Annotated in this window: 14 protein-coding genes; 11 read left to right on the top strand and 3 right to left on the bottom strand. The window is 71.6% G+C overall.

What is annotated here, in order from left to right; genetic code table 11:
• Positions 1 to 53 precede the first annotated feature (53 nt).
• The 4 genes from ACQPW6_RS28490 to ACQPW6_RS28475 all read left to right on the top strand — a co-directional run bounded on the left by ACQPW6_RS28490 (position 54) and on the right by ACQPW6_RS28475 (position 4,998).
• The gene (locus tag ACQPW6_RS28490; protein ID WP_433894805.1) at positions 54 to 665 is read left to right on the top strand and encodes a hypothetical protein; all 612 of its coding nucleotides are present in this window, start codon (positions 54 to 56) and stop codon (positions 663 to 665) included.
• Between the two features lie 193 nt (positions 666 to 858).
• A complete protein-coding gene (locus tag ACQPW6_RS28485; protein WP_433894691.1) occupies positions 859 to 2,010 on the top strand; it encodes an AAA family ATPase in 1,152 nt (383 codons plus the stop codon).
• Positions 2,007 to 3,803 carry a hypothetical protein gene (locus ACQPW6_RS28480; protein ID WP_433892546.1) on the top strand — a complete coding sequence of 599 codons (1,797 nt, stop codon included), beginning with the start codon at positions 2,007 to 2,009 and terminating at the stop codon, positions 3,801 to 3,803. Before ACQPW6_RS28485 ends, ACQPW6_RS28480 begins: the two co-directional genes overlap by 4 nt.
• A gap of 157 nt (positions 3,804 to 3,960) precedes the next feature.
• On the top strand, positions 3,961 to 4,998 hold the full coding sequence (locus tag ACQPW6_RS28475; RefSeq protein WP_433892545.1) for a DUF6884 domain-containing protein: 1,038 nt from the start codon (positions 3,961 to 3,963) through the stop codon (positions 4,996 to 4,998).
• Positions 4,999 to 5,525: 527 nt separating this feature from the next.
• Here the strand turns inward: ACQPW6_RS28475 and ACQPW6_RS28470 are convergent.
• Positions 5,526 to 6,746 carry an IS110 family transposase gene (locus tag ACQPW6_RS28470; RefSeq protein ID WP_433894690.1) on the bottom strand — a complete coding sequence of 407 codons (1,221 nt, stop codon included), beginning with the start codon at positions 6,744 to 6,746 and terminating at the stop codon, positions 5,526 to 5,528.
• 151 nt (positions 6,747 to 6,897) lie between these two features.
• Here ACQPW6_RS28470 and ACQPW6_RS28465 point away from each other — a divergent pair, with 151 nt between their 5' ends.
• The 3 genes from ACQPW6_RS28465 (at position 6,898) to ACQPW6_RS28455 (ending at position 8,142) form a co-directional block, all read left to right on the top strand.
• On the top strand, positions 6,898 to 7,275 hold the full coding sequence (locus tag ACQPW6_RS28465; RefSeq protein WP_433892544.1) for a helix-turn-helix domain-containing protein: 378 nt from the start codon (positions 6,898 to 6,900) through the stop codon (positions 7,273 to 7,275).
• Positions 7,276 to 7,384: 109 nt separating this feature from the next.
• Positions 7,385 to 7,705 carry a hypothetical protein gene (locus tag ACQPW6_RS28460; RefSeq protein WP_433892543.1) on the top strand — a complete coding sequence of 107 codons (321 nt, stop codon included), beginning with the start codon at positions 7,385 to 7,387 and terminating at the stop codon, positions 7,703 to 7,705.
• Positions 7,706 to 7,824: 119 nt separating this feature from the next.
• On the top strand, positions 7,825 to 8,142 hold the full coding sequence (locus ACQPW6_RS28455) for an STAS domain-containing protein (protein ID WP_433892542.1): 318 nt from the start codon (positions 7,825 to 7,827) through the stop codon (positions 8,140 to 8,142).
• A 228-nt stretch (positions 8,143 to 8,370) separates the two neighbouring features.
• Here the strand turns inward: ACQPW6_RS28455 and ACQPW6_RS28450 are convergent, their stop codons facing one another.
• Positions 8,371 to 9,483 (bottom strand): hypothetical protein, encoded by a 1,113-nt coding sequence (locus tag ACQPW6_RS28450; protein ID WP_433892541.1) that lies wholly within the window; start codon positions 9,481 to 9,483, stop codon positions 8,371 to 8,373.
• A gap of 320 nt (positions 9,484 to 9,803) precedes the next feature.
• Here ACQPW6_RS28450 and ACQPW6_RS28445 point away from each other — a divergent pair, with 320 nt between their 5' ends.
• Positions 9,804 to 10,007, top strand: a complete 204-nt coding sequence (locus ACQPW6_RS28445; RefSeq protein WP_311299136.1) for a cold-shock protein — start codon at positions 9,804 to 9,806, stop codon at positions 10,005 to 10,007.
• Positions 10,008 to 10,521: 514 nt separating this feature from the next.
• Positions 10,522 to 10,761 carry a hypothetical protein gene (locus ACQPW6_RS28440; protein ID WP_433892540.1) on the top strand — a complete coding sequence of 80 codons (240 nt, stop codon included), beginning with the start codon at positions 10,522 to 10,524 and terminating at the stop codon, positions 10,759 to 10,761.
• Positions 10,762 to 10,830: 69 nt separating this feature from the next.
• Here the strand turns inward: ACQPW6_RS28440 and ACQPW6_RS28435 are convergent, their stop codons facing one another.
• Entirely contained in the window at positions 10,831 to 11,166 is a 336-nt protein-coding gene (locus tag ACQPW6_RS28435) for a VOC family protein (protein WP_433892539.1), read from the bottom strand.
• A 295-nt stretch (positions 11,167 to 11,461) separates the two neighbouring features.
• On the opposite strand from ACQPW6_RS28435, the gene ACQPW6_RS28430 reads away from it, so the two are divergent.
• Together ACQPW6_RS28430 and ACQPW6_RS28425 are read left to right on the top strand one after the other, a co-directional pair.
• Positions 11,462 to 12,139: an HNH endonuclease family protein gene (locus ACQPW6_RS28430; protein WP_433894689.1), complete on the top strand. Its 678-nt coding sequence runs from the start codon at positions 11,462 to 11,464 to the stop codon at positions 12,137 to 12,139.
• Entirely contained in the window at positions 12,136 to 12,417 is a 282-nt protein-coding gene (locus tag ACQPW6_RS28425) for a hypothetical protein (protein ID WP_433892538.1), read from the top strand. Before ACQPW6_RS28430 ends, ACQPW6_RS28425 begins: the two co-directional genes overlap by 4 nt.
• Positions 12,418 to 12,451 lie beyond the last annotated feature (34 nt).

Below are 12,451 nucleotides of genomic sequence, written 5' to 3'. Positions count from 1 at the left end.
GCACCGTCACCGGACATCGCAACGACCGACGCCGGCCGAGAAACGTACGGACAGTGGAAGGCCGGCTACGGCCCGCCCGTACCGGCCCCGTACCGCCGAGCCCCGGACCAGGCCGGCACCGGCCATCCAAACCCTCCAAGCCCCGAACTGACCACCACGGAGAAATACTGACCTCGCATCCTTTCGACTCCGTCGCCAGCGTCAAGGCCGGCGCTGCGGCACTGCACGAACTCGCCGACCACCTCACGGCAGTCGACACCGACCAGCTCGGCCAACTCCTGAACTACGTGCTGCGGGACGGCGGCCTGCTCCACGCAGCCCAGCGGCTCATCGCCGGTGCCCGTAACGCGGTCGACCCCTGCCTCGACGAGACCCACCCCGACCCGGACTCCGTCCCCGCGCATACGCTCATGGCCGCCCTGGCCAGGATCGACCATGACCTGACCGACTACCGCAGGGAAGCGCTCGAAGCCCTATCGGCGACCCGCATCCTCCTCGTCCAGGGGCCCTCGCCCGTCCATGAGGCGGCGGCGCCGACAGAGTGCACCGCCGAGCCGTTCGTGCCGATCCGGCACTCCACCACCGGCGAGGTCACCACCACCGGCTACAACGCCGCCGCCCGGCGGATCCTGCTCCAGTCCGGCTTCGAGAAGGCTCCTGGCTGAGGCCGCCCAATCGGCGGAAACCGGTACGCATCTGCCGGGCACGCCCCTACGGACACAGACCAGGGAAAGAACCTCCCGCACCTGCACTGCCAACCCCGCCCGCACGCAAACCAGTTGAAGGATCCGCTTTTTGACTCCACCCGGACCACCCGCGACTTCAGCACGCACCAGGGGCGGCGAACTACGGGCCAAGGTGGCCCGGCTGCTGGCCGACCGGCCTGCTGACAGTCTCACCATCGGGGACATGGCCAGGCAGCTGGGCCACTCCCACGGGGCAGTGCGTAACGCCGCGCTGACCCTGGCGCGACGCGGCGAGGCCGACCAGCACGGCACCGGACAGCCGCAGTTCCGCGCGAACGCAAAGACCGCCGCAGCCGCGCGGGCCGCGGTGATCAGCCCACCGGGCACCCACGCTCCCCGCGCCCAGGCGGCCACGGCCCGCACCAGCGCTCCGGCAGCCCGCAAGCCCCAGCAGCCCGGTCCGATCCGCCGCGCGGGAGGACAGCTCTACCACCCCAGGGAGCTGGCCTCCCTGCCCGACGTCGAGGCGCTGAACCGGCTGCGCGACGCCGACGTGCCGGTGCTGCTCTACGGCCCTCCGGGAACCGGCAAGACGTCGCTGGTGGAGGCCGCGTTCCCCGATCTGATCACCGTCGCCGGCGACGGCGACACCACCGTCGGCGACCTGATCGGCGAGTACACGCAAGCCGACGGCGGAGGCTACACGTTTCAGTACGGTCCGCTGATCACCGCGATGACCCAGGGCCGCGCCCTGCTGATCGACGACGCCACCTTGATCTCGCCGAAGGTGCTGGCCGCCCTCTACCCGGCCATGGACGGTCGCCGCCAGATCCAGGTCAAGGCCCACAGAGGGGAGACCATCAAGGCCGAGCCGGGCTTCTACGTGGTAGCAGGCCACAACCCCGGCGTGCACGGCGCCGTGCTGACCGAAGCGCTCGCGAGCCGATTTAGTGTACAGATTCAGGTGGGAACGGATTACGACCTCGCCCTGGCTCTGAAGATCGATGCCCGGGTGGTCCGGATCGCCCGAAACCTCGCCCGCCAGGTCGACCTCGGCGAGATGGGCTGGGCCCCGCAGTTGCGGGAGCTGCTCAGCTACCAGAAGACAGAGGCCGTCCTCGGCACCAGGGCCGCGCTCGGCAATCTCGTCGGGATCGCTCCCCTGGAGGACCGCGACGCCGTCGCCGAAGCCGTCGCCAAGGTCGTCGGCATCCAGCAGGTCGCGCCCCTCACCCTGGGCCGGCAGCTCCCGCCTGCGAGCGCGTCGGCTGCCCGGCAGCCCCCGGGCAGCACCGGCTCCGCCCATCGGGGCCGCTCGCGATGAGCGCCCATCACCACGTCCAGTCCTCCACCGCGCTCGACGACGCCGACCTCGCGCGGTGGGACGACGACGGCGCCCCGTCCGCGCAGCCCCGTTCCTCTCCGGCCGCGTGGCTGCGGGTGGGAGCCGAGCTCGGCGACCGGCTGGTCGCCCTGTCCGGCCGCCAGGACCTGATTGTCATCTGCCGTCCCGGCACCCGCTCCGGCGCACCTGCCGCCTATTTTCCCAGGCTTGCGGAGGTGGAGTTCGATGCCAGGCTGTTCGAGCCCCTCCGACCCCACGAGGTGAACCCGCGGATCGTGGGCGACGAGGAACGGTATCCCGCCGCCTGGGGGGTTCTCGTTCACGAGGCCGCCCACGCCGCCCACTCCGTGTGGGAGGAGCCGGCCGGTGCGGACCCCCGTGTCGTGGAGGCCGCGCTGCTGCTGGAGGAGAGCCGTGTCGAGGGCGCCCATCTGACCCGGCGGCCGACCGACCGCACGTACCTGCGCACCAGTGCCCGGACCCTGGTCATGCCCGATATCGCCAGCCCCAGCTTTCAGGGCGTCGAGCAGGCTGCCAGTGTGGCGGCCCTGATGCTGGGGCGCCGGGACGCCGGCATCCTGGACGCCGGCGAGACCCAAGCCGTCGCCGACCTGTGCCAACGGGTCCTGGGCGCCGACCTGCTGGCCACCCTCACCGGCATCTGGACCGCCGCCCACCGGTGCGCCGACCACGACGCCACCACCATGCTCGCGCACGCCCAGGACTGGTGCGACGCCCTGGAGACCGCCGCCCCTGCCCTGCCCCCGGCGCCGCAGGACCTCACCGATCTGCTGTCCGGCGCCGTGACGGTCGTCATGGACACCATGGCCGCCAACGACGCCGCCGACCTCGCGGCACGCTCTGCCGCGGACGACGCCGTGGCCGCACGGGCGGAGGCACGGGTCCAGGACCGCGCCGAGCAGGCCGGCCGGCGACGCAAGGCCGCCGCCACCGCCACGTCGGTCTTCAACCCCCGTGGCACCACGGTCAGCCCCGACGGCAGACCGGCGCCCTCCGGGAACCCGGTCACCGGCACACGCCGGCCCACCGCCGCCGAGCGGAGCGCCGCCGCGCGCCTGAGCCGGGCCCTGCGTGCCGCCGCCTACCGCGAACGGACCGAGGAACAGGCCACCAGCCCCACCCCGCCCGGCCGCCTCAACATGCGCCAGGCCCGCGCCCGCGACGCCCAGCGCGCCGCAGGCGCGGTGCCCACCGCGGAGCCGTTCACCCACACCCGCCGCCGCAACTCCCCGACTCCACCGTTGAGGGTGGGGATCGCGGTCGACGTCTCGGGCTCCATGCGTGTCGCCTGCGGGCCCGTCGCGTCCGCTGCCTGGATCGTGGCGAGCGCAGCAGCCCTGACCGACCCCGACTCCCGCACCGCCACCATCGCGTACGACCACGATCTGACCGCACTGACCCGGCCCACCCACCGGGCACCCGAGCGCGTGACGGAGTTCAACGCCAACGGCGGCGCCCACAACCTCGGTGACGCCATCGACGCACTCGACCACGGCCTCGACCTCAGCCGCCCCGGCACCGGCCGCCTCCTGGTGATCGTCACCGACGCCCAGTACACCGACGACGAAACCGCCGGGGCCGTCACCCGCATCAAACGCCTCACCACCGCCGGCTGCGCCGTACTCCAGCTCACCCTCACCAAGAACTCCCGCCACCTGCCGGGAACCACTCCGCTCCACCTGCCCCGGCCCGCCAGCGCCCCCGCCGCCATCGCCAAGGCCGCCACCGACGCCATCCGCAGAACACGCTGAACTCGGTGAAGCGGCGTCACACGACCATCACACCCGCCCGCGGCCACCCGCTGACCGCGCACCGCCGCCAGACGGGGCCGGCGCCGCACACGAGAGGCATCATCTGCACCATCTCACCCCCACCGGGGCCCGTATCCTTGCCGCACACGACAACGGCATGATCACCGGACACCCCGCCGCCCTGGCCCGGCTCCACGCCGATAGCCTGATCACCGACCGCCAACCCGGCAGCAGGGCACACCAGATCACGGACGCCGGCCGGGCGGCGTACGAACAGTGGAAGGCCCACTACGGACCGCCCGCGCCGACGCCCGCATCCGGCGTGCTGCCCAAACTCCCCGGACGGCAGCACGACGCGGTCCTCGCCGCCGCCCGCCGCCCCGACCACCTGGTACCGGGCATCGACGACCACGTACCCGGGTTCTTCAACCAGCGGACCCTGGCAGCCGTCCACGCCGCCGGCTACGCCGACATCCGACCCTGCGAACACGGGGTCGTCCACGGCAGTTACGAGCAGTCCGGCCGGGCCCTGTACCTGACGCCGACCGGGCGCGAGTACGCCCGCCAGCGAGGCAACATCCCCTGCTCACGGCGCCGGATCGTGATCATCGCCTGCGGGTCCAAGAAGGCCGAGCCGTCCTGGGAGAAGTTCGGCTACCGGGACGTCATCCCCGCCGGCCATCTTTACACCGGCCCATACCATCGCTCCCTGCGGCTCGCCGCGGACTCCCTGACCGAGCAGACCCTGATCCGGATTATGTCCGCCCGGCACGGCCTGGTCCCCCTGGAACGTCCGCTGTTCCCCTACGACACCCGTCTCGGAGACAGCGACGCCATCACCCCCGAGCGGATCGCCCGTCAGACCGCCGCCCTCGACCTGGACGACGCCCACGTAATCTTCCTCGGCGGCCGGAACTACGCCCGCCTGCTCACCCAGTCCGTGCCCCACGCCCTCGCGCCGCTGACCGGCGGCATCGGTGACCAACGAGCCCGGTGCCACGCCGTGGCCCGATCCGCCCATCTAGCTGCCGCATGGTGGACCATCGCAGCCCGGCTGGCCGACCAACCCACCGCAGCAGCGAAGAACCAGCTGGTGCCCAATACCAGCAGCGTGCCCGCAGCTACCGGGTCACGCCTGCCCGCGACACGCGCATCAGGCCGAGCCGGCCCAAGCGCGGCTCGGTCTCAGCGGTAGCCCCATGGATCGTCGGTCACCGCGCGGGACAGGTCCAGGACCGTGGCAACACCACACCGCTCTCCCGTCCTTCGCCGGCTGAGCGCTGTCGCGCCGGCCGCCCGAACGCAGTGTTCCCCGGCGCGCTGGGCACGCCGGGGAACACTCCCGGAGACGACGCGGCCATCGGCTTTCGGCCGGATCGGTGGGTTCACCCCCGCTGACGCGGGGAGCAAGCGAGGTTCCGGGAGACCTCCTGGCGGCGGCGGGACGCCCGGTGATGACCGCCCTACCGCCGGTAAATAAACGTACCACCAGAAGGGTGTTGATGGATCCCGCCGACGGGCCGGGGTCGGAGCAGAGGCGGGCGGACAGCGTTCGGGCGCCATTCCCACGTAGGGGCTCGGTGGCCCGGAATGCAATGGGCATCTCCCGCTGCTGTCCGCCCGCGGGCCCGCCTCCGGCCGAGGGCGGGGGCAGCGGCCGGAACCGCTCCGGCCGCCACCTCCCCTCTCGGCCGCAAACCGCGCCGCTCACGGCTCCCGGCGCTACGGGGGCTCCGCCTCCCGGGCGGGGAAGGCGTCCCGTTCGTCCCACGGCACATCACGCTGCAGGCAGTAGAACAGGCAGCGGACCAGACGGGCGCCGAGGTTGCGCAGGGCGGTGTTGTGCGCGATCCCGCGCTCGCGCTGGCGCCGGTAGAAGGCGCGGGCGCCGAGCGACTGGGTCAGGGAGCAGAACGCGGCCTGGTACAGAGCGTCGCGCAGTTCGGAGTTGGCCGCGCGGCGCATGGAGATCCGTGCCGCCGTGCCCGAGGCCCAGGTGACAGGGACCACGCCGGCGTACGCGCACAGGGCGCGGGCGTCGGCGAAGCGGTCGGGGTGGTCGCCGATCTCGCCGAGCAGGCGGCTTCCCAGGAGGTCCCCGATCCCGGGAAACGAGGTGATGATCTTGTAGGAGGGATGGGCGGAGAAGGCTTCCGCGGCCTGCCGGGCCAGGTCGTCGGCGCGGGCGCAGGCGTGGTCGAGATCGGCGAGCAGCCCGCGGACCTCGACCGCCCGCGCCTCCTCCACCACCGGGTGCGTGCGCAGGGCGGGGCGGCGGAAGTGGAGATGAAGGCGTTCGGCCTCGTCCTTGACAGTGCGCCATCGCCCTGCCGTTCGCAGCACCTCGGCGAATCGGACCCGGCTCAGCGTCGCGGCCACGTGCGGGGAGGGAGCAGCGGTTAGGACGGCGCGCGCCTGTGGATGCCGAAGTCCCGCGCTGGGCCAGGCCGTGACAGCCGCCGGGTAGAAGGTGACCAGGGCTGCGCGCAGCCGGTGGAGAGCTTCGACCCGTCTGTGGGCGGCGTCGGTCTGCGCACGGGCGAGGACCTGCACGGCGCGCGCCGAGGGTGAACCTACCGGCCGGGGGGCGAAGGTGCCGGTGCGGAGCATGCCGGCCAGAAGGTAGGCGTCGGTGCGATCCGCCTTGGTGTCGGCGCCGATGCTGCCGGCCTTGCGGGCGCGTGCGGCGAGCGTGGCGTCCACGTGCACCACGATCAGGCCATCGTCGGCGAGGTTCTGGGCGAACAGGATGCCGGCGTCCTCGATCGCGGTGGGGATAGTGCGCCAGCGGGTGCGGTTGACCGAGCGGAGGAACGCGCAGTAGTCCCCGACCGGATCAGCACTCTCGGCGTACACGATGCGCCGGTGTCCGAGCCGGGTTCCGTCACGGCGGACGACCGCGCAGTCCACCCAACGGTCCGCCCAGTCGACCCCGGCGAACATATTCGCCAACCCAACCCCCTCCACACACCGGCACAGGCCGGACAGAACACGCCCCCGGGCAGTCAGCCTCCGCCACCCAGTGGTAAATAAACGTACCAGCAGTGGGGCGGCCGTCGGCCGCCCCCTCCAGCCCGAGACAATGAGGTGACCGATGACAGTCCTGCTGATCACGCCGGGATGGGACAACGAGGACGTGCGCAACCCCGACGGACCACCGTCGTCTCACATCGCCTCCGGCAGGTGGCCCGACGCCCGCCTGGCCGACGACGCCCCGCCCGGCGCTCACATCGCCCAGGCCCTCGCCCGCGGCCTGCTGAAGGTGATGGACGAACGGGGCTTGAGCGCGCGGGCGGTCGCCGAACTGGTCGGCAGCACCCACCCCACCATCGGACGCATCCTGGACGGCAGCGGCGTCACGGACGCGCGCACCGTCTTCCTCCTCGAAGTCGCCCTCCGCACCCCGCTGTGGCCTGCGGACCTCCACCGCGACTTCCGCCTCGACGTGCAAAGTCCCGGGTCCGGCGCGTAGTCGGTCAGTCGGTCAGACGGCCGTTCCCGAGGAACTGCACGCAGCTTCTTCCCGCCCGCAGCGCCGGCATCCGGCGCAGTCACCGGCCGCCCTGGGCATACTCGAACCCATGGAAGCCAGGGAGCGCTACACGGACCGGCGCCCCTACGCCGTGCCCGACTCACTCAGCGAGCTGACGGGCCCTGCCAGCGGACACGTCATCCTGCCCACGGCACTGGACTGGTCCCAGCAGCGCCGCTACGACCTCGCCGCCGACAAGGACCGCCGCAGGCTGTACGAGACCGTCATCCGCGAAGCCTGCGCCCCGGCCGACCTCCGCCGCTTCCTCAACGCCGGCCTCCTCCAACGCTTGTGGCCGACCCTGTGGCTACCCTCCCGGCTCAAGACGGCGTGGGAGGACCGGTTCCCCGAACTCAGATCCCTCCAGTAGGCGGCCGGCTCCCGCCCGGCCGCCCCCGCACCAAGGTCAAGGTCACGCATCCGGCGCTTTCACCGATACGGAACCCCGCGTGGCCCCTGGGCGACATGGGCTTCGCCATACTGAGCGGCATGTCGACAAGCGATCACGCTCCCACGCACCTGCCGGTCGTCACCGCACTGGGAGACCTGGACGCCGACACCCTGCAGCCCCTGACCGACGAACTCCAGGCAGCCGCCGCCACGGCATCCGGCGTGATCCTCGACGTCAGCGGAGTCACGTTCGGCGACTCCAGCTTCATCAACCTGCTGCTGCGCACCCACCAGCACACCGACCTGCGCGTCACCGGCCTCGGGCCGCCCCTGGACCGGCTCTTCCGCCTCGTCGGGGTTGACGCCGTCCTGCACATCTTCCCCACCATCACCGACGCCCAGAGTGTGGGGCAGTAGGCGCGAGGCCCGGCACTGCGGGTCGGGGGTTCAGGCAGGGCCGAAGCCGTAATCCCGGTCTCTGCCCGGCCGGCGTGCTTTCGTTCCGGGCCGCCCAGAGGACGCAGTCATTGTCCTAGCCGTCGCTTTCGCATCGCGATTCACGAGACGCGCGGCTGGATCTTGCAGTCGGCGGCCCGTGGGCCGGTAGGCGGGACGGCACTGCGCGCGGGCGGGCACCAGGCCGGGCTACCCATCAGAGACGCCGGCGGACAGGATCGGCGATGCTGCCGCCGCTGGGCGTGCTCCAGCTGCCCATCGCCGGCCCAATGCCGGCGGTACCGGTGTGCGCGCCTGCGGATTAGGGCGCCACGCCGATCCGAAGGGCAACTGGTTGTCCAGCCACAGTATGCCGGCGAGCTCTTCGGGCATCGACCACCGTGTCGGACGGCCGAGGTCGACCTCGACGGGGTCCCCGAAGTACACATCACCGAAGTTGAACTGGACGGTCGTGGTCATCTGCCCGGTCAGGAGGTGGTCCAGATGCTCGACCTCCAGTCCGGTGAACCGGTGGGCCCCCACCGCGACGACGAGAGGGATGCCTTCGGCAGCCAACTGCCGGTACTTGCTGACCTTGTCCTCGACTCGTCCCACCAGAGGCTGCGCGGTGACCACGCCGGCGATGGAGCTGGGCGTGGCAAGGTAGGCGGCCATGCCGAGCGGCGAGGTCATCAATCTGCCGGTGCTCCGGTCGCCCTGGACCAAGAAGGTGTAGCCGTTGGACGGGATCTCGTTGATCGCCAACGGCTGCATGAGGTACCGGCGTAGATCTTGGGCGATGTGCTTGGCCGTACGCGGATCGGGCGGAAGGATCGGGCCACCGGTCGGCTTGAGAGCAAGCACCAGGGACACGGGGATCTTGCGGATGCGCGTCGCCAAATCGTGCCAGGCCCGCATCTGCCCGAGCGCCCGGCGGTCGGGGCTCTCGCTGTGGACCTCGACAACTGCCAGCGGCCGTCCGTCATCAGCGGCAACAACGGTCCAGTCGGGAGTGAGCCCGTACCACTCCTGTTCGTAGACCGCCCGCACCTCCGGGCCCCGGCATTGCGCACCGGCAACCAACTCGTGCATCACGGGCCAGAAGTGCTGGTCGTACCAGAGCTTCCCGGCCAGTTCATCGGCCTTACCGGACGCCAGCAGCGCGAACTGGTCGTCCAGCCACACCCGCCATGGTTCGTACGGTTCCTCGACGGCGATGTCGTACGACAGTTCCCGCCGTTCCGGAGGGCGGCGGCCGTAGCGCTCCTGATGAGCCGCGACGAAGTCGGCTCCGAAGCGGCGTGGCGACTGCTCTTGATCCATGCCCGGATTGTCTGCCATCGAGCCGCCTCGCGCCGCCGATTTCCCCAACACGAACCCACCCGGCAGAGCTGGCGGGCTCCGGGTGGAACCCGGGGCGGCACCGGGCGGAGACCATTCGAGGCCCTGCCATCAGTATTCTGCGGTGAGCGTGCGGCTGCCGGTGTAGCGTCAGAACCAGCTGTCGTGGTTCCGAAGTACCGGTCGCCCGTGAGCACGTGCACGGGCGATTGTGCTGTTCGCAGTCTCTGAGGACCAGGGCGATCACCTCCGGGCTCCCGCATCGTGCGGCGACCCGACTTCGAACCCCCTTGGAGGGCAGCATGGCCAGTGGAACCGTGAAGTGGTTCAACTCGGAAAAGGGCTTCGGCTTCATCGAGCAGGACGGCGGAGGCCCCGACGTCTTCGCCCACTACTCCAACATCGCCAGCTCCGGCTTCCGCGAACTCACCGAAGGCCAGAAGGTGAACTTCGACGTCACCCAGGGCCAAAAGGGCCCCCAGGCAGAGAACATCACCCCCGCCTGACCCCGCACTCCGCACAACGCCCGCCCCCGCGACACCCGCGGGGCGGGCGCCGCGCATTCCGGGAGCGCTCACCGGCTCCCGGCCCGGCTCGCGAGCGACCCGCTCACGACCTGGCGAAGAGGACGCCTCCTCGCAGAACCGTTGGCCGGTACGGACCTTGACCCCGATCGGTACCCGGGTAGCGCGCACGAACCGGTCGCCTGGGGGCAGACGTCCGGTGTGGGCAGGCCGGACTTCACCCCCGGCCGCCCATGGTCCCCCCGGGCGCGTGCCGGCTGGCCAGCAACGCCGCGCCCGGGGCGCGGACCACACGCCACCCGCATCCTTCGGCACGAAGGCGGTGCATAGGCGGTAAGCGCAGGGAATGGGTGAGCCTGGACTCCCTGGATCCAGGACGAGGCGGCGTGGAGAGATGTGCTGACCGCGCACGTGGCCGCCTACGGGTCCGCCTGTTGCCGCTGGGCCACCTGGACCTCCAGCCCGGACCCCCCCGCAGTCACGGGCAGGGGGCGAGGTGGTGTTGTTCGAAATCGAGACCGAGCGCCCGGACGTGACGGGGCTGATCGACGTCGTCAGGCTGCTGGCGGTCCTGCGGCAGGCCGGCCACCAGACGGCGCCCGAGGAGGTGGTGGAACTGTACGCCGAAGCCACCACGGCGCTGGGCGGCCGGTGGACGGGGCTGTCCCTGCGCGAGGCGTTGCGGGCATACGCCGCGGCGACCGGGCTGGACAGCCTGCACAGCCTGGTGGACTGAGCACGAACCAGCCGGGTGCACCCGCTGAAGCTCGGTCAGCGGGTACGCAGGCCGGTTGCGGTCCGGGGGCTACGGGCCCTCAAGGCCGATGACCGTCCCGAACGGGTCGCGGAGCTGGGCGATCCGGCGGCCGGGCTCGATGACCAGAGGCCCGCGGTGGTGCTCGCACCCGGCGGCCAGCAGGTGGCCCCGGGCCTGGTCCAGGTCATCGACGCCCCAGTACACCACCGGGCTGCCGCCCCTGGGGTTGCGCTCGTCGTCGGCCGGATGGAACCCCAGCTCCACGCCGCCGGCCTGCACCCAGGCGTAGACGGCCCCCGTGGGGCTCACGTCCGACTTCACCGGCGAGTCGAGCACCTGGCCCCACCAGCGTGCCGACGCCTCCGGGTCATCCGCGAAAATCATCACCAGTCGCACGTGTGTGAGCACCGGGCACCTCCAGAAGGGGGGTGTCACTCTACGGGGCTCCGAACGGCCGACAACTCCGGCTACGGCGCTGGGCGATCGGCGCCTGGAGTGGCCACCTGGCCGTCTGCCAGGCTCTGGTGCGCACCGGGGTGCGATCCGAAGTGCTGAGCAGGCAGAATCATGCCCCGCCACCGGGGCAGGCTCGCGGCCTGACGACCGCAACACGAGTGGCGGCCCCGTACGGGTGACGGTCCCCGTCGGGGCGGCCGGATGGCGCTACGAACCTTCCATGATGACCTCGCGTTCGATGATGCGCCGTGCTGCCCTTGCCGGAACGCTACTCGCTGCCCTTGCCGCCCCGGTACCCGCGACCGCTACGGACACCGCCAGCACCTCCACGCCGTCATCGGCGGTCGTTCTGCCGGAGCCGCCGCCGGCCCCAACCGCGCAGCGGGAACTGGCCGAACTCCCCGTGGCCGCGCCGCGGCCGATGACCGGTTACAGCCGGGAGAAGTTCCCGCACTGGATCGCCCAGTCCGGGCGTTGCGACACCCGCGAGGTCGTTCTGGAACGCGACGGCACCGACGTCGTACGCGACGACCAGTGCCGGGCGGTCTCCGGCAAATGGCAGTCGGCATACGACGGCCGGGAACTGACCGCCGCCTCCCAGGTCGACATCGACCACATGGTGCCGCTGGCGAACGCCTGGCGGTCCGGGGCGGACACCTGGACGACCGACAAGCGCAAGGCGTTCGCCAACGACCTGACGAACCCGCAGCTCATCGCAGTATCCGCCGCCTCCAACCGGTCCAAAGGCGACCAGTCACCCGACCAGTGGGCACCGCCGCTGCGCTCGTACTGGTGCACCTACAGCCGCGCCTGGACCCACATCAAAACCCTCTACGCCCTGACCGTCACCGACGCCGAGAAGACCCGGCTCGCCGAGATGCTGAACACCTGCGCGCCGTGAGCGGCGACCAGCACCCCGGGGCCGGTGACCTGGTGGATGGGGTGACCGCGGGGCCCGGCGGCGTGATGACCGTCCAGGTGGGCGTCGTGAGCGGAGAACTGACCGTCGCCACCCGCCAACTGCCCGACGGCCGGGCGCGGGTGGCCGTGCAGTACACCGGCGCCGAGGAGTGGTACGAGATCCAGGGCAGCCCCCTGCCAGTGCCGGACGGTGGACTTCCGGCGCTCCACCAACGGGTCTTGGACGGCGTCCGGGCCGGCGGCCCGGCCAGTTTGTAGGTCTGCCCTCACGAAGGCCGGCGGCTGCCGGACG

It is taken from the genome of Streptomyces sp. CA-111067, from assembly GCF_050956065.1.
GTDB lineage: Bacteria > Actinomycetota > Actinomycetes > Streptomycetales > Streptomycetaceae > Actinacidiphila.
The sequence above is the reverse complement of the archived record's forward strand: the minus strand, read 5'-3'. Positions and strand labels throughout refer to the sequence as shown.

Coding starts and splice junctions, on each gene's coding strand:
- ACQPW6_RS28480 (WP_433892546.1), top strand. CDS start 2,007: ATGAGCGCCCATCACCACGTCCAGTCCTCCACCGCGCTCGACGACGCC.
- ACQPW6_RS28475 (WP_433892545.1), top strand. CDS start 3,961: ATGATCACCGGACACCCCGCCGCCCTGGCCCGGCTCCACGCCGATAGC.
- ACQPW6_RS28470 (WP_433894690.1), bottom strand. CDS start 6,746: ATGTTCGCCGGGGTCGACTGGGCGGACCGTTGGGTGGACTGCGCGGTC.
- ACQPW6_RS28465 (WP_433892544.1), top strand. CDS start 6,898: ATGACAGTCCTGCTGATCACGCCGGGATGGGACAACGAGGACGTGCGC.
- ACQPW6_RS28460 (WP_433892543.1), top strand. CDS start 7,385: ATGGAAGCCAGGGAGCGCTACACGGACCGGCGCCCCTACGCCGTGCCC.
- ACQPW6_RS28455 (WP_433892542.1), top strand. CDS start 7,825: ATGTCGACAAGCGATCACGCTCCCACGCACCTGCCGGTCGTCACCGCA.
- ACQPW6_RS28450 (WP_433892541.1), bottom strand. CDS start 9,483: ATGGATCAAGAGCAGTCGCCACGCCGCTTCGGAGCCGACTTCGTCGCG.
- ACQPW6_RS28445 (WP_311299136.1), top strand. CDS start 9,804: ATGGCCAGTGGAACCGTGAAGTGGTTCAACTCGGAAAAGGGCTTCGGC.
- ACQPW6_RS28435 (WP_433892539.1), bottom strand. CDS start 11,166: ATGATTTTCGCGGATGACCCGGAGGCGTCGGCACGCTGGTGGGGCCAG.
- ACQPW6_RS28430 (WP_433894689.1), top strand. CDS start 11,462: ATGACCTCGCGTTCGATGATGCGCCGTGCTGCCCTTGCCGGAACGCTA.